Source organism: Streptomyces sp. NPDC056231, from assembly GCF_048270745.1.
GTDB lineage: Bacteria > Actinomycetota > Actinomycetes > Streptomycetales > Streptomycetaceae > Streptomyces.
Genome location: NZ_JBLVKW010000052.1, coordinates 1 through 20,531 on the forward strand (window position 1 = coordinate 1; position 20,531 = coordinate 20,531).

At 69.9% G+C, this 20,531-nt stretch carries 17 protein-coding genes; 9 read left to right on the top strand and 8 right to left on the bottom strand.

The features are described from left to right. Window positions 1–47: 47 nt before the first annotated feature. The 5 genes from ACNPQM_RS30305 to ACNPQM_RS30325 form a co-directional block, all read right to left on the bottom strand. Window positions 48–3,821: a multifunctional oxoglutarate decarboxylase/oxoglutarate dehydrogenase thiamine pyrophosphate-binding subunit/dihydrolipoyllysine-residue succinyltransferase subunit gene (locus tag ACNPQM_RS30305; protein ID WP_418086459.1), complete on the bottom strand. Its 3,774-nt coding sequence runs from the start codon at window positions 3,819–3,821 to the stop codon at window positions 48–50. 260 nt (window positions 3,822–4,081) lie between these two features. Then, the gene (locus tag ACNPQM_RS30310; protein WP_358863166.1) at window positions 4,082–5,158 is read right to left on the bottom strand and encodes a HAMP domain-containing sensor histidine kinase; all 1,077 of its coding nucleotides are present in this window, start codon (window positions 5,156–5,158) and stop codon (window positions 4,082–4,084) included. Then, a complete protein-coding gene (locus tag ACNPQM_RS30315) occupies window positions 5,155–5,892 on the bottom strand; it encodes a response regulator transcription factor (RefSeq protein ID WP_358863165.1) in 738 nt (245 codons plus the stop codon). The genes ACNPQM_RS30310 and ACNPQM_RS30315 overlap by 4 nt, the downstream gene beginning before the upstream one ends. A 234-nt stretch (window positions 5,893–6,126) precedes the next feature. Continuing rightward, window positions 6,127–6,819, bottom strand: coding sequence for a spermidine synthase (locus tag ACNPQM_RS30320; protein WP_358863164.1), 693 nt, complete (start codon window positions 6,817–6,819; stop codon window positions 6,127–6,129). Between the two features lie 114 nt (window positions 6,820–6,933). Next, window positions 6,934–7,314 (bottom strand): hypothetical protein, encoded by a 381-nt coding sequence (locus ACNPQM_RS30325; RefSeq protein WP_418086460.1) that lies wholly within the window; start codon window positions 7,312–7,314, stop codon window positions 6,934–6,936. Window positions 7,315–7,354: 40 nt separating this feature from the next. On the opposite strand from ACNPQM_RS30325, the gene lon reads away from it, so the two are divergent. Beyond that, complete coding sequence (gene lon, locus ACNPQM_RS30330; protein ID WP_418086461.1) at window positions 7,355–9,775, top strand: endopeptidase La; 2,421 nt, start codon at window positions 7,355–7,357, stop codon at window positions 9,773–9,775. 103 nt (window positions 9,776–9,878) lie between these two features. Beyond that, window positions 9,879–10,094: a hypothetical protein gene (locus tag ACNPQM_RS30335; protein WP_418086462.1), complete on the top strand. Its 216-nt coding sequence runs from the start codon at window positions 9,879–9,881 to the stop codon at window positions 10,092–10,094. Here ACNPQM_RS30335 and ACNPQM_RS30340 read toward each other — a convergent pair. Further along, window positions 10,082–10,846 (bottom strand): polysaccharide deacetylase family protein, encoded by a 765-nt coding sequence (locus tag ACNPQM_RS30340; protein ID WP_418086463.1) that lies wholly within the window; start codon window positions 10,844–10,846, stop codon window positions 10,082–10,084. The genes ACNPQM_RS30335 and ACNPQM_RS30340 overlap by 13 nt on opposite strands. Window positions 10,847–11,014: 168 nt before the next feature. Further along, window positions 11,015–11,866, bottom strand: coding sequence for a lysozyme (locus ACNPQM_RS30345; protein WP_418086464.1), 852 nt, complete (start codon window positions 11,864–11,866; stop codon window positions 11,015–11,017). A gap of 225 nt (window positions 11,867–12,091) precedes the next feature. Here ACNPQM_RS30345 and ACNPQM_RS30350 point away from each other — a divergent pair, with 225 nt between their 5' ends. Continuing rightward, window positions 12,092–12,589, top strand: coding sequence for a MarR family winged helix-turn-helix transcriptional regulator (locus ACNPQM_RS30350; protein WP_418086465.1), 498 nt, complete (start codon window positions 12,092–12,094; stop codon window positions 12,587–12,589). A gap of 110 nt (window positions 12,590–12,699) precedes the next feature. Here the strand turns inward: ACNPQM_RS30350 and ACNPQM_RS30355 are convergent, their stop codons facing one another. Next, window positions 12,700–13,485 carry a hypothetical protein gene (locus ACNPQM_RS30355; RefSeq protein ID WP_418086466.1) on the bottom strand — a complete coding sequence of 262 codons (786 nt, stop codon included), beginning with the start codon at window positions 13,483–13,485 and terminating at the stop codon, window positions 12,700–12,702. Between the two features lie 365 nt (window positions 13,486–13,850). Between ACNPQM_RS30355 and ACNPQM_RS30360 the strand changes: the two genes are divergently transcribed. The 6 genes from ACNPQM_RS30360 to ACNPQM_RS30385 all read left to right on the top strand — a co-directional run bounded on the left by ACNPQM_RS30360 (window position 13,851) and on the right by ACNPQM_RS30385 (window position 20,509). Continuing rightward, entirely contained in the window at window positions 13,851–16,709 is a 2,859-nt protein-coding gene (locus tag ACNPQM_RS30360) for a nitrate- and nitrite sensing domain-containing protein (RefSeq protein WP_418086494.1), read from the top strand. After that, window positions 16,706–17,188, top strand: coding sequence for a roadblock/LC7 domain-containing protein (locus ACNPQM_RS30365; RefSeq protein WP_418086467.1), 483 nt, complete (start codon window positions 16,706–16,708; stop codon window positions 17,186–17,188). Before ACNPQM_RS30360 ends, ACNPQM_RS30365 begins: the two co-directional genes overlap by 4 nt. Next, window positions 17,185–17,598 carry a DUF742 domain-containing protein gene (locus tag ACNPQM_RS30370; protein ID WP_358857364.1) on the top strand — a complete coding sequence of 138 codons (414 nt, stop codon included), beginning with the start codon at window positions 17,185–17,187 and terminating at the stop codon, window positions 17,596–17,598. Before ACNPQM_RS30365 ends, ACNPQM_RS30370 begins: the two co-directional genes overlap by 4 nt. Then, entirely contained in the window at window positions 17,579–18,229 is a 651-nt protein-coding gene (locus ACNPQM_RS30375) for a GTP-binding protein (protein ID WP_418086468.1), read from the top strand. The genes ACNPQM_RS30370 and ACNPQM_RS30375 overlap by 20 nt, the downstream gene beginning before the upstream one ends. 296 nt (window positions 18,230–18,525) lie before the next feature. Continuing rightward, window positions 18,526–19,773, top strand: coding sequence for a styrene monooxygenase/indole monooxygenase family protein (locus tag ACNPQM_RS30380; protein ID WP_418086469.1), 1,248 nt, complete (start codon window positions 18,526–18,528; stop codon window positions 19,771–19,773). Window positions 19,774–19,960: 187 nt separating this feature from the next. Further along, complete coding sequence (locus tag ACNPQM_RS30385; protein ID WP_418086470.1) at window positions 19,961–20,509, top strand: GNAT family N-acetyltransferase; 549 nt, start codon at window positions 19,961–19,963, stop codon at window positions 20,507–20,509. Window positions 20,510–20,531: the final 22 nt, after the last annotated feature.

The window sequence follows — 20,531 nt, forward strand, 5'->3', positions numbered from 1 at the left end:
CCCGCGATCACTCGCGGGGCCGGGCCCTCCGTACGTACAGCTGCCGGTCAGGCCTCGAAGACCTCGGCGACCAGCTGCGCCTGCTCGGCCTGGTGGCGCTTGGCCGAGCCGACCGCCGGGGAGGAGCTGTGCGGCCGCGAGATGCGACGCAGGCGCTCACCGTGCGGGACGTCGGCGCCGACGGCCAGGTCCAGGTGGTCGATCAGGTTCAGGGCGATGAACGGCCAGGCACCCTGGTTGGCCGGCTCCTCCTGGGCCCAGAGGTACTTCTCGGCGTTCGGGTACTTGGCGATCTCGGCCTGCAGCTCAGCACCCGGCAGCGGGTACAGACGCTCCAGCCGGATGATCGCCGTGTCCTTGACGCCGCGCTTCTCACGCTCGGCATCCAGGTCGTAGTAGACCTTGCCGGCGCAGAAGACGACCTTGCGGACTGCATTCGGGTCGACCGAGTCGTCGCCGATCACCGGGCGGAAGCCGCCGGTGGTGAACTCCTCCGCCTTGGACGCCGCCGCCTTGAGGCGGAGCATCGACTTCGGGGTGAAGACGACCAGCGGCTTGTGGTGCGGGTTGTGCACCTGCCACCGCAGGAGGTGGAAGTAGTTCGACGGGAGCGTCGGCATGGCGACCGTCATGTTGTTCTGCGCGCACAGTTGGAGGAAGCGCTCCGGGCGGGCGGACGAGTGGTCCGGGCCCTGGCCCTCGTAGCCGTGCGGCAGGAGCAGCGTGACGCCGGAGGTCTGGCCCCACTTCTGCTCGGCCGAGGAGATGAACTCGTCGACGACGGTCTGCGCGCCGTTGACGAAGTCACCGAACTGGGCCTCCCAGATGACCAGCGACTCCGGGCGGGCCAGCGAGTAGCCGTACTCGAAGCCCATGGCCGCGTACTCGCTGAGCAGCGAGTCGTAGACGTTGTAGCGGGCCTGGTCCTCGGAGAGGTAGAGCAGCGGGGTGTAGTCCTCGCCGGTCACCTGGTCGACCAGGACCGCGTGGCGCTGACCGAAGGTGCCGCGGCGGGTGTCCTGGCCGGCGAGCCGGACCGGGGTGCCCTCCATCAGCAGCGAACCGATGGCCAGGGTCTCGCCCATGCCCCAGTCGATCGTGCCGTTCTCCACCGAGGCGGCACGGCGCTGCATCTGCGGCATCAGGCGCGGGTGGACCGTGATCCGCTCCGGAATGTTGACCTGGGACTCGGCGATCCGCTTCACGACCTCCGCGGAGACCGCGGTGGTGACGGCGACCGGGAACTCGGGCTTCGCTTCCGGGACAAGGGTCTGGGCCGGAGCCGAGGTGGCTTCGCGGACCTCCGCGAAGACCTTCTCCAGCTGGCCCTGGAAGTCCTGGAGCGCCTGCTCGGCCTCTTCCAGCGTGATGTCGCCGCGCCCGATAAGGGACTCGGTGTAGAGCTTGCGCACCGAGCGCTTCTTGTCGATCAGGGTGTACATCTGCGGGTTGGTGAACTCCGGGTTGTCGCCCTCGTTGTGACCGCGGCGGCGGTAGCAGATGAGGTCGATGACGACGTCCTTGTTGAATGCCTGCCGGAACTCGAAGGCCAGCCGGGCCACCCGGACGACGGCCTCGGGGTCGTCACCGTTGACGTGGATGATCGGCGCCTCGATCATGCGCGCCACGTCGGTGGCGTACATCGAGGAGCGGGAGGACTCCGGGGCGGCGGTGAAGCCGACCTGGTTGTTGATCACCACGTGCACGGTACCGCCGGTGCGGTAGCCGCGCAGCTGCGACATGTTGAGCGTCTCGGCGACGACGCCCTGGCCCGCGAAGGCCGCGTCGCCGTGGAGCGCGACGGGCAGGACCGTGAAGTCCGTGCCGCCCTTGTTGATGATGTCCTGCTTGGCGCGGGCGATGCCCTCGAGGACCGGGTCGACCGCCTCCAGGTGCGAGGGGTTGGCGGCCAGCGAGACCTTGATCTGTTCGCCGTCCAGGCCGGTGAAGGTGCCTTCGGCGCCCAGGTGGTACTTGACGTCGCCGGAGCCGTGCATCGACCGCGGGTCGAGGTTGCCCTCGAACTCCCGGAAGATCTGCGCGTACGACTTGCCGACGATGTTCGCCAGGACGTTCAGACGGCCACGGTGGGCCATGCCGATGACGACCTCGTCGAGGCGGGCCTCGGCGGCGGAGTCGATGACCGCGTCGAGCAGCGGGATGACGGACTCGCCGCCCTCCAGCGAGAACCGCTTCTGGCCGACGTACTTGGTCTGCAGGAACGTCTCGAACGCCTCGGCGGCGTTGAGGCGGCGCAGGATCCGCAGCTGCTCCTCGCGCTCCGGCTTGGGGCGCGGACGCTCCACCCGGTCCTGGAGCCACTTGCGCTGCTTCGGGTCCTGGATGTGCATGAACTCGATGCCGGTGGTGCGGCAGTACGACTCACGCAGCACACCGAGGATGTCGCGGAGCTTCATCAGCGTCTTGCCGGCGAAACCGCCGACCGCGAAGTCCCGCTCCAGGTCCCACAGGGTGAGGCCGTGCTCGGTGATGTCCAGGTCGGGGTGCTTGCGCTGGCGGTACTCCAGCGGGTCGGTGTCGGCCATGACGTGGCCGCGGACCCGGTAGGAGTGGATCAGCTCGAAGACCCGCGCGGCCTTGGTGACATCGTCGTCGTGCGAGGCGTCGATGTCCTTGAGCCAGCGGACCGGCTCGTAGGGGATGCGCAGCGCCTTGAAGATCTCGTCGTAGAACTCGTTCTCGCCGAGCAGGAGCTGGGACACGATCCGCAGGAACTCGCCGGAGGCGGCGCCCTGGATGACCCGGTGGTCGTACGTCGAGGTCAGGGTCATGACCTTCGAGATGCCCAGCTTGTTCAGCGTGTCCTGGGAGGTGCCCTGGAACTCCGCCGGGTAGTCCATCGCGCCGACACCCATGATGAGGCCCTGTCCGGGCATCAGGCGGGGCACCGAGTGGACGGTGCCGATGCCGCCGGGGTTGGTCAGCGATGCGGTGACTCCGGTGAAGTCGTCCATCCCGAGCTTGCCGATGCGCGCGCGGCGGACGATGTCCTCGTACGCCTGCCAGAACTCGAAGAAGTTGAGCGTCTCGGCCTTCTTGATGGCCGCGACGACCAGCTGGCGGTCGCCGCTCGGCTTCACCAGGTCGATGGCCAGACCGAGGTTGACGTGCTCCGGCTTGACCAGGGTCGGCTTGCCGTCCTTCTCCGCGAAGGAGTGGTTCATCGACGGCATGGCCTTGAGGGCCTGCACCATCGCGTACCCGATGAGGTGCGTGAAGGAGATCTTCCCGCCGCGGGCGCGCTTGAGGTGGTTGTTGATGACGATGCGGTTGTCGAAGAGCAGCTTCACCGGAACGGCGCGGACGGACGTGGCCGTCGGCAGTTCCAGGGAGGCGTTCATGTTCTTCGCCACGGCGGCGGACGGGCCGCGCAGCGTCACGTACTCGGGGCCCTCGGCGGCAGTGGCCGGGGCCGCCTTGGCGGGCGCGGCGGCCTTCGCGGCCGGAGCGGCGGGCGCAGCCGGGGCCACCGGGGCAGCGGCCGGAGCGGCAGCCGCGGGCTTCACCGGGACGGCGGCCGGGGCCTGCGCCGGCGCGGTCGGCGCGGTGGCGGCCGGGGGCACCACAGCCCCCGCGGGTGCGGCGCCGGGAACGGGCTTGTCCGCCGTGCCGGACGTACCCGGCTTGTAGTCGGCGAAGAAGTCCCACCAGGCGCGATCGACCGAATTGGGATCCTGGAGGTACTGCTGGTAGATCTCGTCGACGAGCCACTCATTGGGGCCGAAAGCCGCAGCCGGGCTCGTGCCCGGGCTGGCTTGGTCGGTCGAGATGCTTGAGTTACTGGGGGACTGAGACGACACGGCGGCAACCGCCCTCTTCCGCTTCACAAGGTGATGGACAGCGGAAATCAAGGCTACGCCTCCCTGACCGTTCCATGCAGGCCGGGCCGGTCTTCGTCGTGCATGTCACATCAAAGAGCGGGTTTCGATGCAGGAAATGGCGGGAAACAAGCTTGGTTCCGCTTCAGTCCGGGTACGCGAGGCCGTGGCTACGGCCAGGTGGACCGTACCCCCCTCGTGGGACGACACGTAGAACGCGCCCTTCCGCTTCGAACCCTATGTCAACTGCGTGGCTGAGGGATCCCCGGAAGAGTGACTTGGATCCGGCAGCCGCGAGCTGATTCAGCCACGCCGATGCGGCCGCCGTGCAGATCCACCGCCCAGCGGGCGATCGCGAGCCCCAGACCGGTGCCGCCGTCGCTGCCCGGACCGTGCGGGGACGGCACCTCGCCCCGGTTGAACCGCTCGAAGACCCGGTGCCGCTCGGACTCGGGGATGCCCGGGCCCTCGTCCAGGACCTCCAGATCCAGCGACTCCGGCTGCGCGCCGCGCCGTGCCCGCACCGTGACCCGACCGTGCGGCGGGCTGTGCTTCACAGCGTTGTCGATCAGATTGGCCACCACCTGGTGGAGCCGCTCCGCGTCCGCATGCGCGGTCAGCTCGGGCGGCGACACATCCAGATGCAGATGTACGTCCTTGCGGCTGTGGTTCCCGGAGCCGGAGGAGAGCCGGCGGTGCGAAGCGGCCAGGTTCGCTTCCTTCAGGACGCCCGAGAGATATGGCCACACCTCGAAGCGGCGGGCCTTCAGAGTGACCACCCCGTGGTCCAGCCGGGAGAGGTCCAGCAGCGTCTCCACCAGCCTGCCGAGCCGCTCCGTCTGTTTGAGCGCCGTGCGCATCGTCTCCGGATCGGCCGCGGAGACCCCGTCCACGACGTTCTCCAGCACCGCTCTCAGCGCCGCGATCGGCGTACGCAGCTCGTGCGAGACGTTGGCCACCAGCTCCTTGCGGTGCCGGTCCACGGCCTCCAGATCGTCCGCCATGAGATTGATCGTCTGCGCCAGGTCGCCGAGCTCGTCACGCCGGTCGGCGCCCCTCACCCGTCTGGTGTAGTCGCCGTGCGAGATCGACCGGGCGACCTTCGTCATCTCTTCCAGCGGCGCCGTCAGACCGTGCGCCACGAACTGCGTGATCAGCAGCGTCGCGATCACCGAGAACACGGTGATGAACCGCAGCTCGGTCCTGGTGCGCACCGCCACCATCAGCAGTCCGGTCGTGATGAACACCGATACCACGACGAGCGTGCCCAGCTTGGCCTTGACCGAGAAAGGACGCAGTCGCGAGCCGGTCCGGGTCATGGAGCCGGGGTCTCCAGGGCGTAACCGACACCGTGCACGGTGCGGATCCGCTCCGCACCGATCTTCCGGCGCAGCGCCTTGATGTGGCTGTCGACGGTACGGGTGCCGGAGGCGTCCGCCCAGTCCCAGACCTCCGCGAGCAACTGCTCCCGGGAGAGCACCGCGCGCGGTGTGCCGGCCAGGCAGACCAGCAGATCGAACTCGGTCGGCGTGAGGTGGACGTCCTCGGCGCGCACCCGCACCCGGCGCTGTGAGTGGTCGATCTCCAGTTCGCCGAGGCGAAGGATGCCGCTGCGCGGTGTCACCGCGGCCAGGGCGGCACGCTCCACCCGGCGCAGCAGGACATGCACCCGGGCGGCCAGCTCACGCATCGAGAACGGCTTGGTCATGTAGTCGTCCGCGCCGACACCGAGGCCGACCAGCATGTCGGTCTCGTCGTCCCGGGCGGTCAGCATCAGCACGGGCACCGGTCGTGTGGCCTGCACCCGGCGGCACACCTCCAGGCCGTCGAAGCCCGGCAGCATGATGTCGAGCACCATCAGGTCGGGCTGCCAGGACTCGGCCGCGTCGACGGCCGCGGGGCCGTCGAGCGCGGTCTGCACCAGGAAGCCCTCGGCCCGCAGGCGGGCGGAGATGGCATCGACGATCGTCGCGTCGTCCTCGACCACCAGTACCCGGCGCTGCGCGCCCGGGGTCGCCGCGACACCGTTGTGGGTGGTGTGTGTTTGTTCCATCGCCCCGCCCTGCCCGTTCTCGCGGGGGCCAATCCCCCGGACGCACGGTCTTCGCTTGTGAATTTCATGGGTGATCCCGTTTGCCGGTCAGCAGCGTAAAGCCACCGGACGGCTCCCGGCTACGCAGGGTGTAACGGCACAGGAACGGGTTGGACCCAAGGAGGAGGCGGAGTGTCTGCCTTGTGGCGCTTGGCCCCCGAGCGTCCGGGGGCCGTGCATGCCCGATGGGCGTCCTCAGGCGGTCCGAAGTGCGAGATGAACCACGTCGGGCACACCTCGGGCAACCTGTACCTCTTCCGTCCTTACGCCGCTGAATCCGGCATTGCGCAAGGCCTGTTCGAAGTGGGCGGACGGTTGCGCGGACCAGACCGCGAGTACTCCGCCCGGATTCAGCCGCTCCCGGCAGTCGGCGAGACCGGCGGGCGAATACAGGCTGCCGTTGTCGTCGGTGACGGTCCAGTCCGGTCCGTTGTCGATGTCCAGGCACAACGCGTCGTAACGGTCCGTAGTCGTGCGGAGGTACGCAACCAGATCCGTCGCCAGAATCCTGGTCCGCGGGTCGGCGAGCGCGGCACCGGTGATCCGGGCCAGCGGGCCACCCCGGTGCCAGTCGATGATCGCCTGCTCCCGCTCGACGACCGCGATCCGCCCCCAGCGCGGCTCGGCTGCCGCGTGGGAGAGGGAGAAGCCGACCCCGAGACCGCCGATCAGCACCGCCGGGTCCGGCCGCCCGGCGGGCAGCGCGGCAAGCGCCGCGTCGATCAGCAGCCGCTCGGAGCGGCCGTCCGCCGTGTCCATCAGGAAGCAGCCGTTGGCGATGATCTCGAAGTCGTCACCCCGCTCCCGCAGGACTACCTCTCCGTATGGTCCTTCCCGGCGGTCGAGCGTGACGGGGCTGTGGGCGGTGCGGCGGTCGGCGGTGGGCATGTCCTCGGTCTCCGGTAGAGGGTTGGGTGAGTCCCTGCCATCCTCGCCCGGCCGCGCGGCCGGGACCAGCGAGTTGCCGGATCCGTCCGGGGCGCAGGGAGGTGAAAGGAGTGGTCACACGGGCTCCGGCCGTGCGCCGCGCACCACGAGGAGCGCCCCGCCGGCCGCGTACGCCGCCACGCTACGGGGGGTCGGTGCCTCCGGGATGCCGACGTCGTCGATCAGGTCGGACGAGGCGTTCAGCGCGGCCTGGCAGGACCGGGCCGCGGCCCGGTCCGCCACGGTGGGTTCGGCGCGCAGGGCGAGCAGCAGGTCCGGACCGGAGACGCGGGGGACGCGGGGGAATCGCCGTGCCGCGCGGAATGCTGCCGTAGAGGTAGGCGCTGTGCAGCTGCGCGCCGCGGCTGCCGAGTGGTTTGCGCAGGTGACGGACGGGTGGCAGGAGATCGCTGAGAGCGAACACGGCTCCGGGAACATTGGGTCGGTCAGGAGCATTGAGTCTGCATAGCTCAAGTTGACTGCCGAAGGGGAGATCATGGCTATTGAGTCCAACGCGGTCACTCCGCTCACCTTGCCTGTGCTGCCACTCGACGACGAGGTGGTGCTGCCCGGAATGGTGGTTCCTCTGGACCTGTCCGACACCGATGTCCGGGCCGCTGTCGAGGCTGCTCAGGCCGCCGCCCGTCCGGGTGGCGGCAAGCCCGAGGTGCTGCTGGTGCCGCGGATCGACGGGACCTACACCGGGACCGGTGTACTCGGCACCGTCGAGCAGGTCGGCCGGCTCTCCGACGGAGACCCGGGCGCCCTCATCCGCGGCCGTGACCGCGTACGGATCGGGGCCGGAACCACCGGGCCCGGAGGTGCGCTCTGGGTCGAGGGGACCCGCGTGGACGTCTCGGCTCCCGAGCCGCTCCCCGGCGTCGCCGCCGAGCTGGTCAAGGAGTACAAGGCCCTCGCCACCAGCTGGCTGAAGAAGCGCGGCGCCTGGCAGGTCGTGGACCGGGTCCAGCAGATCGACGACATCTCCGCGCTTGCCGACAATTCGGGTTACTCACCGTTCCTCACCACCACTCAGAAGGTGCAGCTCCTGGAGACCGCCGACGCGGTCGCCCGGCTGAAGCTCGCCATCCAGTGGCTCAGCGAGCACCTCGCCGAACAGGACGTCGCCGAGTCCATCGCCAAGGACGTCCAGGAGGGCGTCGACAAGCAACAGCGCGAGTTCCTGCTGCGGCGCCAGCTGGAAGCCGTACGCAAGGAGCTGTCCGAGCTCAACGGCGACGCGGAGGACGAGTCCGACGACTACCGGGCGCGCGTCGAGTCCGCCGATCTTCCCGAGCACGTCCGTGAGGCCGCGCTCAAGGAGGTCGGCAAGCTGGAGCGCTCGTCCGACCAGAGCCCCGAGGGCTCCTGGATCCGAACTTGGCTGGACACCGTCCTCGAACTGCCGTGGACCGAAAGGACCGAGGACGCGTACGACATCCGCGCGGCCAAGGAGATCCTCGACGCCGAGCACGCGGGCCTGGAGGACGTGAAGGAACGGATCACCGAGTACCTCGCGGTGCGCAAGCGCCGTGCCGAACGCGGCCTCGGGGTCGTGGGCGGGCGTCGGGGCGGTGCGGTGCTGGCCCTCGTCGGACCGCCCGGCGTCGGCAAGACGTCCCTCGGTGAGAGCGTCGCGCACGCCATGGGCCGCACGTTCGTCCGCGTCGCGCTCGGCGGTGTGCGGGACGAGGCGGAGATCCGAGGCCACCGGCGTACGTACGTCGGCGCGCTCCCCGGACGCATCGTCCGCGCCATCAAGGAGGCCGGTTCCATGAACCCGGTCGTCCTGCTCGACGAGATCGACAAGGTCGGCTCCGACTTCCGCGGCGACCCGGCCGCGGCGCTCCTCGAAGTCCTCGACCCGGCGCAGAACCACACCTTCCGTGACCACTACCTGGAGGTCGAACTCGACCTCAGCGACGTCGTCTTCCTGGCCACCGCCAATGTCCTGGAAGCCATCCCGGAGGCGCTGCTCGACCGCATGGAGCTGGTCAGGCTCGACGGCTACACCGAGGACGAGAAGGTCGTCATCGCCCGCGACCACCTGCTCCCACGCCAGCTGGAGCGGGCCGGTCTGGAGAAGGGTGAGGTGACGCTCGACGAGTCGGCGCTGCGCAAGCTGGCCGGCGAGTACACCCGTGAGGCGGGCGTACGCAACCTGGAGCGGGCCGTCGCCCGGCTGCTCCGCAAGGTCGCGGCCCAGCACGAACTGGGCGACCGGGAGCTCCCGTTCACCGTCACCGACGAGGACCTGCGGGGTCTCGTCGGACGGCCGCACCACGTCCCCGAGTCCGCCCAGGACCCGGCCGAGCGCCGCACCGCGGTGCCGGGCGTGGCGACCGGACTCGCGGTGACCGGCGCCGGTGGCGACGTCTTGTTCGTCGAGGCGTCGCTGGCCGACCCGGAGACCGGCGCGGCCGGACTGACCCTCACCGGTCAGCTCGGCGACGTCATGAAGGAGTCCGCGCAGATCGCGCTGAGCTTCCTGCGCTCGCACGGCGCCGAGCTGGAACTGCCCGTCGCCGACCTCAAGGACCGGGGAGCGCACATCCACTTCCCGGCGGGCGCGGTGCCCAAGGACGGTCCGAGTGCCGGTATCACGATGACGACGGCACTGGCCTCGCTGCTCTCCGGACGGCTCGTCCGTACGGATGTGGCGATGACCGGTGAGGTGTCGCTGACGGGACGGGTGCTGCCGATCGGCGGGCTGAAGCAGAAGCTGCTGGCCGCCCACCGGGCCGGTATCACCACCGTGGTGATCCCCAAGCGGAACGAGGCCGATCTGGACGACGTCCCGGCGGAGGTCCTGGAGAAGCTGGATGTCCACCCGGTGACGGATGTCCGCCAGGTGCTGGAGATCGCCCTCGCCCCGGCCACGGCCGGAGCGGAGGAGAGGGTCCCGGCCGCGGCGTGAGCGCCATGGCGTGACGGGCGTGGCACGACGTGCGCGGCCGGTCGGACGGCCCGCGCCCCCGAGAGGGCGGTGCGGGCCGTTCCGCTTGTCCGGGTGCCGGAGCGTGCTGCTCCGCTTCCGGGCGGGGCGCGGAAAGGCCACGCTGCCGCCGCGGCCCGCAGACCGGACCGCCGTCCCCGTCGACTCCGTGGCGCGCCCGGCCGGCGAGGGGGTGGATGACGGGCGGCTCGCTGTGCGCCGGGTGAACCGGGACGGCACCGGGCTCAAGGACACCGGCGCCGGGACCCTGCTGCGCGTCGTGACGGCTCAGGGGCGGTAGACGGCCCCCGGCACCGGCTCGGCGGGGGCCATCAGCTGCGGCACCGTCACCAGGGTGTAGCCGCGCTCCTTCAGCGCGTCGATGATGCCCGGCACCGCGGGCACGGTCCCCTTGTAGATGTCGTGCAGCAGGATGATGCCGTCCTTGCTCGCCTGGTCGAGTATCCGCTTCCTGATCAGTGCGGAGTCGGTCGTCGAGTAGTCCTTGGCGGTGGCGCTCCAGAGGATCTGCGAGAGCCCCAGGTCCTTGCTGATGCCGGAGACCGTGTCGTCGGTACGGCCCTGCGGCGGGCGCATCAGCCGCGGCTTCTTGCCGGTGATCTTCGCTATCGCGTCCTGCGTCTTCTCCAGCTCGGCACGTATGACGGCGGGCTTCTGGCCCGTCAGGATCTTGTGCGACCAGGTGTGGTTGGCCACCTCGTGGCCCTCCGCCTCGATGCGGCGCACCGTGTCGGGGTGCTTCAGCACGTGGTTCTTGCCGAGCAGGAAGAAGGTGGCGTGCACCTTCTTCTCCTTGAGGATGTCCAGCAGGTGCGGGGTGTCCTCGCCGGGCCCCGCGTCGAAGGTCAGCGCTATGCACTTCGCCTTGCGGCAGTCCACCGGACCGAACGAGCCCTTGGCGTCGGAGGCCGCGTCCGCTCGCGCCGAGCCCGGGGCCGTGGTCTGCATCAAGCAGCCGCTCAGCGTGAGAGTGACTGCCGTCACGAGAGCGACGGCCGCCCCCGTACCGATCGGCTTCGACTTCCTGGGCATGATCACGACACTCCCTCACGACTGAACAACGCACACGGCGTGCGACGCTCAGGGACTATACATAGAGCGTATACGTCGAGTGCATAGTGCCGGGGGTGGGGGTGACGGTGCAGGCATGCGGGAGCCCCGGTGACGGGGTGCGTCACCGGGGCTCCGGAATGCGGAGGCTCAGCCGTTGGCGAGTGCCTGTACGCGGTCGAGGGCGCCGTTGAAGTGGTTGTGGTCGCCGACGTAGGGGCCGGACGACGTGTACTGCCACATCGTGTAGTAGCCCCAGCCGGCCGGGAGCGCGCCGACCGTGGTGTCGTAACGGGCCACCCACAGCGGGTTGGTGGTGCCGAAGCCCGCATTGTTCCCGGTGCAGGTCGTCCACCAGCTGGTCGCGGTGTAGATGACCGCGTCACGCCCGGTGCGCGCCTTGTAGGTGTTCACGAAGTCGCGGATCCAGGAGACCATGCCGGCCTGCGTCTTGCCGTAGCACTGCGCGCCGTACGGGTTCCACTCGATGTCGAGCACGCCGGGCAGCGTCTTGCCGTCCCTCGACCAGCCGCCCCCGTGGTCCACGAAGTAGTTGGCCTGGGTGGCGCCGCTCGTGGTGTCCGGGGTGGCGAAGTGGTACGCGCCGCGGATCATGCCGACGTTGTACGAGCCGTTGTACTGCTGCGCGAAGTAGGGATTCGTGTAGTACGTGCCCTCGGTGGCCTTGGTGTAGGCCCACCGGACGCCGCTGTTCCAGAGGGTCGCCCAGTCGACGTTGCCCTGGTGGCTGCTGACGTCCACGCCTTCGGTCTGGGCGACAAGCGTGTCGCCCGGCAGGCCGCCCCGGCCGTCGTGGGCGACGACGCCCATGCCCATCGTGGCCGAACCGCGCGCGGGCTTCTTGGCGGCAGCCGTGGGGGAGTCGGCCGCGATGGCCGCGCCGGGCAGGGTGAGCAGAAGCGAAAGTGCTGCGAGGAGGGTTCCCAGTGCCGCCAGGCGTGAGCGACGGGTCGTTCCGGATCCGGATCTGTGCACGGGCATGTGCGTGCCTCCGAGGCCTCGGTGGGGGGATCTGCAGACCAGGGGGGCGGCTCGGCGCCCCCCTGTGACATGCCGTGGTGTGGACATGTCAGTAATGACGCTACGCACGTAGACCCGTGCGACGGAAGAGGGCCTGGGCGGTGCCGTTGGTCTACGCCTGCGAAATACTGGCGGAGCTGCGGCGATGACCGGCGGCGCAAGAAATTTTCAGCGGCAGGAAAGCTCATGAGGAGTGTTGACGTGCACGGGAGCGAAAGCGGTAGTGAACCCGGCGCGACCGGAGGAAGTGGTGCAGACCACGAATTCCTGGCACTGGAGCGGGAATTGGCTGTCTTTCTGCGCCGCGCGCGGGCCAGTTCCGGTGAGATGGCGCGGGAGGTCCATCCCGAGCTGGAGGCCGCGGCCTACGGACTCTTCGTGCGGCTGGAGTCGGTGGGGCGGCAGCGGGCCACCGACCTCGCCGCGTACTTCGGCGTGGGGAAGGCGACCATGAGCCGTCAACTGCGCGCCCTGGAGGAGCTCGGACTGGTGGCGCGCGAGCCCGATCCGGCCGACGGGCGGGCCTTCCTCGTCCATCTCACCGACGAGGGGCTTGCGCGCTTCCGCAGCGTCCGTGACGCGCGCCGCGACCGGTACGTGAGCAAGCTCGCCGACTGGGACCGGACCGAGGTGGCGGAATTGGCGCGGCTGCTGCACCAATTGAACGCGCGGGCCGAGGGCTGACGCCGGCCGGGCCCGAACCGGCCCGGCCGGGCGCCCCCGGGTGCTCTTTGGCCCCGCCCCCGGGAGACCGCCCACGCCGCGGGCGCGGGCCGGTCCCGCACCCGGGTGACCTACAGCACCACGTAGACCGCCGTCGCGTCGTCGTGCGTCTTGCTGCGCCGCAGGTGTGCACGCTCCGTGTCCGCGTCCTCCAGCGCCCTGACCCGGTCGATCAGCCCCTGTGCGCCCTCCTTGTGGAGCACTGCGAGGCAGGCCGCCCAGTCGCCCTCATGAAACATCTCCGTCCAGCGGCTCGCCCCGTCCGTCAGCGCGGCCACCGCCCGCACCTCGGTGAGCGGCGTCCGCCCGGTCACGGCGCGGACAGCCACCCCGGGGTCTGCGGCGGCGGTGAAGAAGCCGCCCTCCTTGTTCCGTGCCCGCGTATCGGCGATCGCCTCGGTGGCCAGCGAGCCCGGCGGCAGGCGGTCGAGCCGGTCGTCGAGCAGCGCGCGCACCGTTCCGTCCGGCGACTCGAACAGTAGTACGGAGTCGGAGAGCACCAGGTGTTCGATCTCTTCCCCGTCCCAGCGCACCACGACAACGGTCGCCTGGGGGGTGCGTACGTGAGAAAGGTCACACAGGGTGCGATGTGTGTCGGCGGTGCGCCGAATGGACTCGGCGAGGATCTCGGTGAGCGTCAGATCCCGCCGCGAACCCGACAGTTCGACCAGCGATCCGCCCAGCCGCGCGGTGAACCAGGGCACGGAGTGCACACAACCGTCGTCCCCGCGTGGCGGAGTGACTCCGTCGAGCAGAACCAACGTGCCACCCCCGCCGGAAGCGGGGAGTGCGGTGGCTGCCCAGTCCTCGTTGGGGCGCTCGGGACTACCGGGGACCGAGGCGAGTTCGATGCGCATACGGCCAGTCTGCACGACGCCTTCACGGGGCCTGCACGATCGTGGCGTTGGGCGGTACCGGCAGGTCAGCGGGGAGGCTTGAGCGGAAGGAGTGGCTCCGCGCCGGGTGCGGGCGGGCATCCTGCCAAAGCCCGGGCGGAAGTTCCAGCCGGTGATCCCGGTGTGGACTGCGGCGCCCGGGGGAGACTTGTTCGTCAACTCCGGAGTGATGTTCACTCGTTCAGGTGGCGGAGCGGTTGATGCGTGCCCCCCTCTCAAAAGCACTGGAATGGTCAGAAGCCGTACCAGGGGTCGGGGTGTCCTTCCACATATGACCGTGCGTCACCTCTGCTTCAAGGGTGGACGAGTCAAGATTGCGAGCACCGGTGCAGAAGAAGCGGCCGCGGAGCAAAGGCAGCGAGCAGAGCAGTACCGGGGCGACACCTCCGGCGCCGAGCGGGAGTGAGCCGACCCGGCGCACCGTCCGCGTACGCAGTCGGCTGGTCGCCGGCGTCGCGGTCGTCGGCATCACCGTCATCGCCGCGGGCGCGCCCGCGGCCCTCGGCGCCTCCGCCGAACTGACCGAGTCCCAGCGGTTGGTCACCCTTGCCCAGCTGAACCAGCAGGCGGTGGCCCTCGCCCACTCCCTCGCGGACGAGCGCGACGAGGTCACCGCCTATATCGCGGGCGGCCGGGACGGGAAGTCCGGCGCGAAGAACGACGGTCCGAGCGCCCGCGTCGACCAGCAGATCGACGAGATCCGTGCCGCGGCTCCCGCCGCGCTGCGCCGCGACCTCTCCACGATCCCCTCCCTGCGCCGGACCGCCCTCACCGGCAAGGGCTCGGCACTCGATGCCCACCAGGCGTACTCCGAGGTCATCGCCAAGCTCCACGACCTCGCCGACGACCTCGCCGAGAAGACCCCGCCGCGGGCCGCCGAGGCCACCCGTGCACCCCTCGCCCTCGGCCGGGCCGCCGATCAGGCCTCCGCCACCCGGGGGCTGCTGATCGCCGCACTCTCCGTGCCCCGCGCAGAGGCCGCGGTCCCGCAGATCGATCCGTTCACCGGGCTGCCCGTCCAGACCCAGGACGAGGGCAGCAGCGAGGACGACCGCAACCGTGACGCGCTGAGCGCCGCCGCCCAGCAGGCCAGGGTCCGCGAGCTCTCCTCGCTCGCCGACTTCGACCAGGCCGCGGGCAGCACCGCCCGCGAGAAGCTCTCCTCCACCGTCACCGGGCCCGAGGTCAACCGCGCGGAGAAGTACCTCGCCGCACTCACCGACCGTCCCGAGCTGTCGGACTCCGACCAGAAGGCCGACCGGAAGAAGGTCGAGGCGGCACTCTCCGCCCGCGTCGACCGGATGCGCAGTGTCGAGTCCGCCCTCGGCACCGCCCAGGTGCAACGCCTGGAGCAGCTGCGCGACGACGACGTCACCGCTCTCGAACTGCGCATCGCGCTCCTCGGCGGCTGTCTGCTGATCGCCGTCGGCGTCTCCACCGCCGTGGCCCGCACGCTGACCCAGCCGCTCGCCGTCCTGCGGATCGGCGCCGCCCGCCTCGCCGCGGAACCCGCGACCGCCGAGCCGGTCCGCTACACCGGCCGCAACGACGAGTTCGCCCAGGTCGTTCGATCCCTCAACGCCCTGCACGGCAAGCTGCACGGGCTGCTCCACGAGTTCAACGGCCGGTTCGAGAATCTGGAGAACGAGCGCGGCGAACTGATCGCCGGACGCGAGGCCCTCACCCTCCAGTGCGCCGAACTCCAGGTCCGCACCGCCGAGCTGACCGCCCAGCTCGAGCGGCTCAAGAACACGGTCCACCACACCTTCGTCAACCTCTCGCTGCGCACCCTCGGCCTCGTCGAGCGCCAGCTCGGCGTCATCGAGAGCCTGGAGGAGCGCGAGCAGGACCCGGAGCGGCTCGCCACCCTCTTCAAGCTCGACCACATGGCCACGGTCATGCGACGCCACAGCGAGAACATGCTGGTCCTCGCGGGCGCCGAGCACAGCCACGGGCACTCCGGCCCGATCCCGCTGGTCGACGTGTTGCGTGCGGCCGTCAGCGAGATCGAGCGGTACGAGCGGGTCACCATCCAGTCCCTGCCGCCGCAGGCCCAGATCGCCGGTTTCGCCGCCGACGACCTGAGCCACCTGGTCGCCGAACTCCTTGAGAACGCGACCTCCTTCTCGCCGCCCGACTCGCAGGTCGAGCTCTCCGGCTGGCTGCTGGAGACCGGCGAGGTGATGCTCTCCGTGCAGGACGAGGGCATCGGCATGTCGTCCGTACGGATGGGTGAGCTCAACGCCCGCCTGGCCGACCCGTCCTCGTTCGAGGCGGGCGAGCAGAGCGCCGACGGCGCGGGCCTCGGACTCCAGGTGACATCGCTGCTCGCGGCGCGCCACGGGGTGCAGGTCCAGCTGCGCGAGCACAAGGGCAGCGGGGTGACGGCGGTCGTCGTGCTGCCGCAGGCGCTGCTGCCGAAGGCGCCGCCCGGTGCCACACCGCCGTCCGTGACCGCGCCGGGGGACGCGCCCGCGCTGAACCTGCCCGGATCGGTTGCCGAGGCCAACTCCAATGCCCTGCCGGGCCGGACGCTCGCGCTGTCCGGCGACCCGCTGATCGCCGCCGCCGAGCAGGCGATCCGCGAGTCGGCACCGAACCCGGCCCAGGAGAAGGCCCCCGCTCCGGCGGAAGCCGAGCCGGTCGCCCCCGACGAGTCCGAGTCCGAGACCACGATGCAGGTCCGGCTCCCGGAGCTCCGGGACGAACCCGCGGCTCAGCCGGTCCCGACGGCCGCGCCGGCCCATGAGACCCCGGCGACCCCCGACCCGTACGCCATCGGCCCCGACCGCCACGAGCGCACCGCGGACGAGACCCCGGAGCCCTTCACCGCCCCGGCTCCTTCCCCGGCGCCCGCCGCGGAGGCCCTTCCCGGCCCCCGTCAGCCGGAGCCGCAGGCCGAACGCATCACCGACAAGGGCCTTCCCAAGCGCACTCCCAAGGTCGTCAAGCCCGCCGCCCCCACCGCCGAGCGCACGGGCAGTCTGGACAAGGACGAGCTGCGCCGCCGCCTCGGCGGTTTCCACCAGGGGGCGAAGGACGGCCGCCGCGACGTCGAGGCGGAGATCGCCGACGGTGCCGTCACCGGTGCCGACACCGCACAGACCGAGCTGACCGAGCGGGCAGACCGTTTCGGGGGTCGAACCGATGAGTCGGGGGACACAGTCGAGGAGGCACGCAGTTGACTGCGCCCAGCACATTCGGGCTGAGCACCGAGGCCCGGAACCTTCACTGGTTGCTGAGCAATCTCGTGGAGGAGGTACCAGGGGTCCATTCGGTCACCGTTGTCTCGTCCGACGGACTGATGCTGCTCTCCTCCGACCCCGGCCGCCAGACAGTCGCAGCGACAGGCGGCCCGCAGGACGGCCCCCGAGGCTCCAGCGCCGACCTGGCGACCATCGTCTCCGGTATCGGGTCCCTCACCGTCGGTGCCGCGAAACTGATGGACGGCGGCGGCGTCAAGCAGACCATGGTCGCCATGGACGAGGGCAGCGTCTTCGTCATGTCGATCAGTGACGGTTCACTGCTCGGCGTGCACGCCACCCCCGACTGCGACATGAGCGTCATCGCGTACCACATGGCGCTCTTCGTCGGCCGTGCCGGACACGTACTCACCCCCGAACTCCGCAGTGAACTGCGCAAATCGATGGAGAGCGCCCAGTGACGCCCGCTGCTGAACCCGCCCCCAGGCTCCCGGTCCGCGGGTCCGACCGACGGCCCGCCCGGGTCCGCCCGTACTCGCTCACCCGCGGCCGCACCCGTTTCGGTCACGTCCTTCTCGTCGAGACATTCGTGGCCGCGCTGGAAGCGCCCGAGGAGCGCCGCGAGCTCACCAACGGCAACCTCGCCACGCGGGTGATGCCGGAGCTCCGGGCCATTGTCGAAATCTGCCGCCGCATGCGTACGGTCGCGGAGATCTCGGCCCTGTTGAAGATGCCGCTCGGCGTGGTTCGCGTGCTGCTCAGCGACTTGGCCGACCAGGGAAAGATCCGTGTGTACGGGACCGGTCACGGCACCGGCCAGCCCGACCGCGCACTGCTCGAAAGGGTGCTGAATGGACTCCGTCGTCTCTGATTCGCATCTGTCCGTCCCGCGTCAGCCGGGTCCGGAGGACCAGGCCGAGGAGTCGCTCCAGGCCTGGCAGTTGGATCACACCAGGGCCCCCACCGCCACGAAGATAGTGGTTGCGGGCGGGTTCGGGGTCGGCAAGACGACCTTCGTGGGATCGGTCTCCGAGATAACCCCGCTGCAGACCGAAGCGCTGATGACCCAGGCCAGCGAGGAGACCGACGACCTCACCGCGACGCCCGACAAGGTCACCACGACCGTGGCGATGGACTTCGGCCGTCTCACGCTCGACGACGACCTCGTGCTGTACGTGTTCGGCACGCCCGGACAGCAGCGCTTCTGGTTCATGTGGGACGACCTGGTGCGCGGCGCGATCGGTGCGGTGGTGCTCGCCGACACCCGGCGGCTCTCCGACTGCTTCCCCGCGCTCGACTACTTCGAGAGCTGCGGACTGCCGTACATCGTGGCCGTCAACCACTTCGAGGGGACGCCCGGTTACGAGGCGGAGGACGTCAGGGAGGCCCTGACCGTACCCCCGGACGTGCCTGTTGTGATCATGGACGCGCGTAACAGGACCACTGTCGTCGAATCGCTGCTGGCCCTCGTGGGTCACGCCTTTGACGCGGCCCCCGCCTAAGAGCCTGTCGGGTGACCTCTTATCGGATAGCGGACGCGGTCTGGTGCGTGCGATTCCAAGGCGGAGGAGGGAGTCAACGCGGAGCGTTGGTGACTGACGACAACGCGGGAAGCGTGCGTGCCAGGGCGTGGCCGCCCGGTCGGAGGTCACCCGACAGGCTCTAAGAGGGGCTAACCCGTAAGGGCGTGAAAAGCCCGCCTGCCATGCGGCAGACGTTGCCGGTCACGGCACTGGTGCCCCTCACCGCACCAGACACACCTTGCGCACGTACCACGTAGACGTAACGGAGAACCGCGATGCGGAAGATACTCATAGTCGGAGCCGGCCAGTCCGGTCTCCAGCTCGCCCTCGGACTGCAGTCCCATGGGTACGAAGTCACCCTGATGTCCAACCGCACCGCCGACGAGGTCCGGTCCGGCCGGGTCATGTCGACGCAGTGCATGTTCCACACCGCGCTGCAGCACGAGCGCGACCTCAAGCTCAACTTCTGGGAGTCCCAGGCCCCGCGCATCGAGGGCCTCGGCGTCTCGGTCGCCGCCCCCGACTCCTCGCGCGCCGTCGACTGGGTCGGCAAGCTGGACGGCTTCGCCCAGTCCGTCGACCAGCGCGTCAAGATGGCCGGCTGGATGGATACGTTCGCCGAGCGCGGCGGACAGCTCGTCATCCACGGTGCGGCCGTCTCCGACCTCGACTACTTCTCCCGCACCTACGACCTGGTGATGGTCTCCGCGGGCAAGGGCGAGCTGGTCTCCATGTTCGGCCGGGACGCGTCCCGTTCGCCGTTCGACGCCCCGCAGCGCGCCCTGGCCGTCGCGTACGTCCACGGCATGGGCCCGCGCCCCGAGCACCCCGAGTTCGACGCGGTCCGCTGCAACCTGGTCCCCGGTGTCGGCGAACTCTTCGTGATGCCGACCCTGACCACGTCCGGCCGCGCCGACATCCTGTTCTGGGAGGGCATTCCGGGCGGCCCGCTGGACGTCTTCCAGGGCATCAAGGACCCCTCCGAGCACCTCGCGAAGACGCTCGAGCTCATGGAGCAGTTCACGCCGTGGGAGTACGCGCGCGCCACCAAGGTCGAACTGACCGACGCCAACGGCACCCTGGCGGGCCGTTACGCCCCGACCGTGCGCAAGCCGATCGGCCGGCTGCCCGGCGGCGGCCTGGTGCTCGGCGTGGCGGATGTCGTCGTCGCCAACGACCCGGTCACCGGCCAGGGTTCCAACTCCGCCTCCAAGTGCGCCGACGCGTACCTGAAGTCGATCATCGAGCACGGCGACCAGCCCTTTGACGCGGACTGGATGCAGTCCACGTTCGACCGCTACTGGGACACCGCGCAGCACGTCGTGAAGTGGACGAACGCCATGCTCGGCGTACCGCCGGAGCACGTGCTGAACCTGATCGGCGCCGCCGGTCAGCTGCAGCCGGTCGCCGACCGGTTCGCCAACGGGTTCGACAACCCGGCGGACTTCGACAACTTCTTCTTCGACCCGGAGAAGACGAACGCGTATCTGACCCAGGTCTCTGGGGCCGCATCCGCCACCTGACCTGCGAAGCAGCGGTTGGCGTTGGTCAACGTTGGTGGTTGTGGGCCGTCTTCGGACGGCCCACAGACGGCCCGGAGGGAGACCTCAGCCAGCGAGCGGCACCGGGTGCGCTTATGAGATGTCGGTCCCTGCCGGCTAGGCCTTCTCCTTCGGATCACTCTCACGGGCGTGCGATACGTTGCCCGCCATGAGTGGACTCGAACACGTCGCCTGGCCACCTGCCCCGATCAAGACCGAGCGGCTCGTGCTCCGTGAGTCCGAGGCCCGGGACCGTGCGGCGTTCATCGAGCTTTTCGCATCGCCAGAGGTGCGCACCTTCCTCGGTGGCCCTCGACCGCGTGATGAGCTCGAACGCGCGGTACCTGAGGTACCCGGGCGCCGCCCTGGCGTTTTCGTGATCGATCTCGACGGAGCGATGATCGGCACGGTCTCGCTCGATCGACGTGATGTAGAGCGTCCTGGGCACGTCCGTCCGGACGCTGGGGAGGCCGAGCTCGGTTACACATTCCTGCCAGGAGCGTGGGGACGCGGGTACGCCGCCGAGGCGTGCGCGGCGGCGCTCGGCTGGTTCGCCGACGCACTTCCCGGCGAGCCGGTGGTGCTCTGCACCCAGACAGCCAACGACCGCTCGATGCGCCTCGCGGCGAAGCTGGGGTTCGCCGAGGTGGAGCGGTTCGAGGAGTACGGCGCCGAGCAGTGGTTCGGCGTGCGGTCCTCGGTCACGCCGTCCGGTTGAGCCAGGCCCCTGGACGTACAGG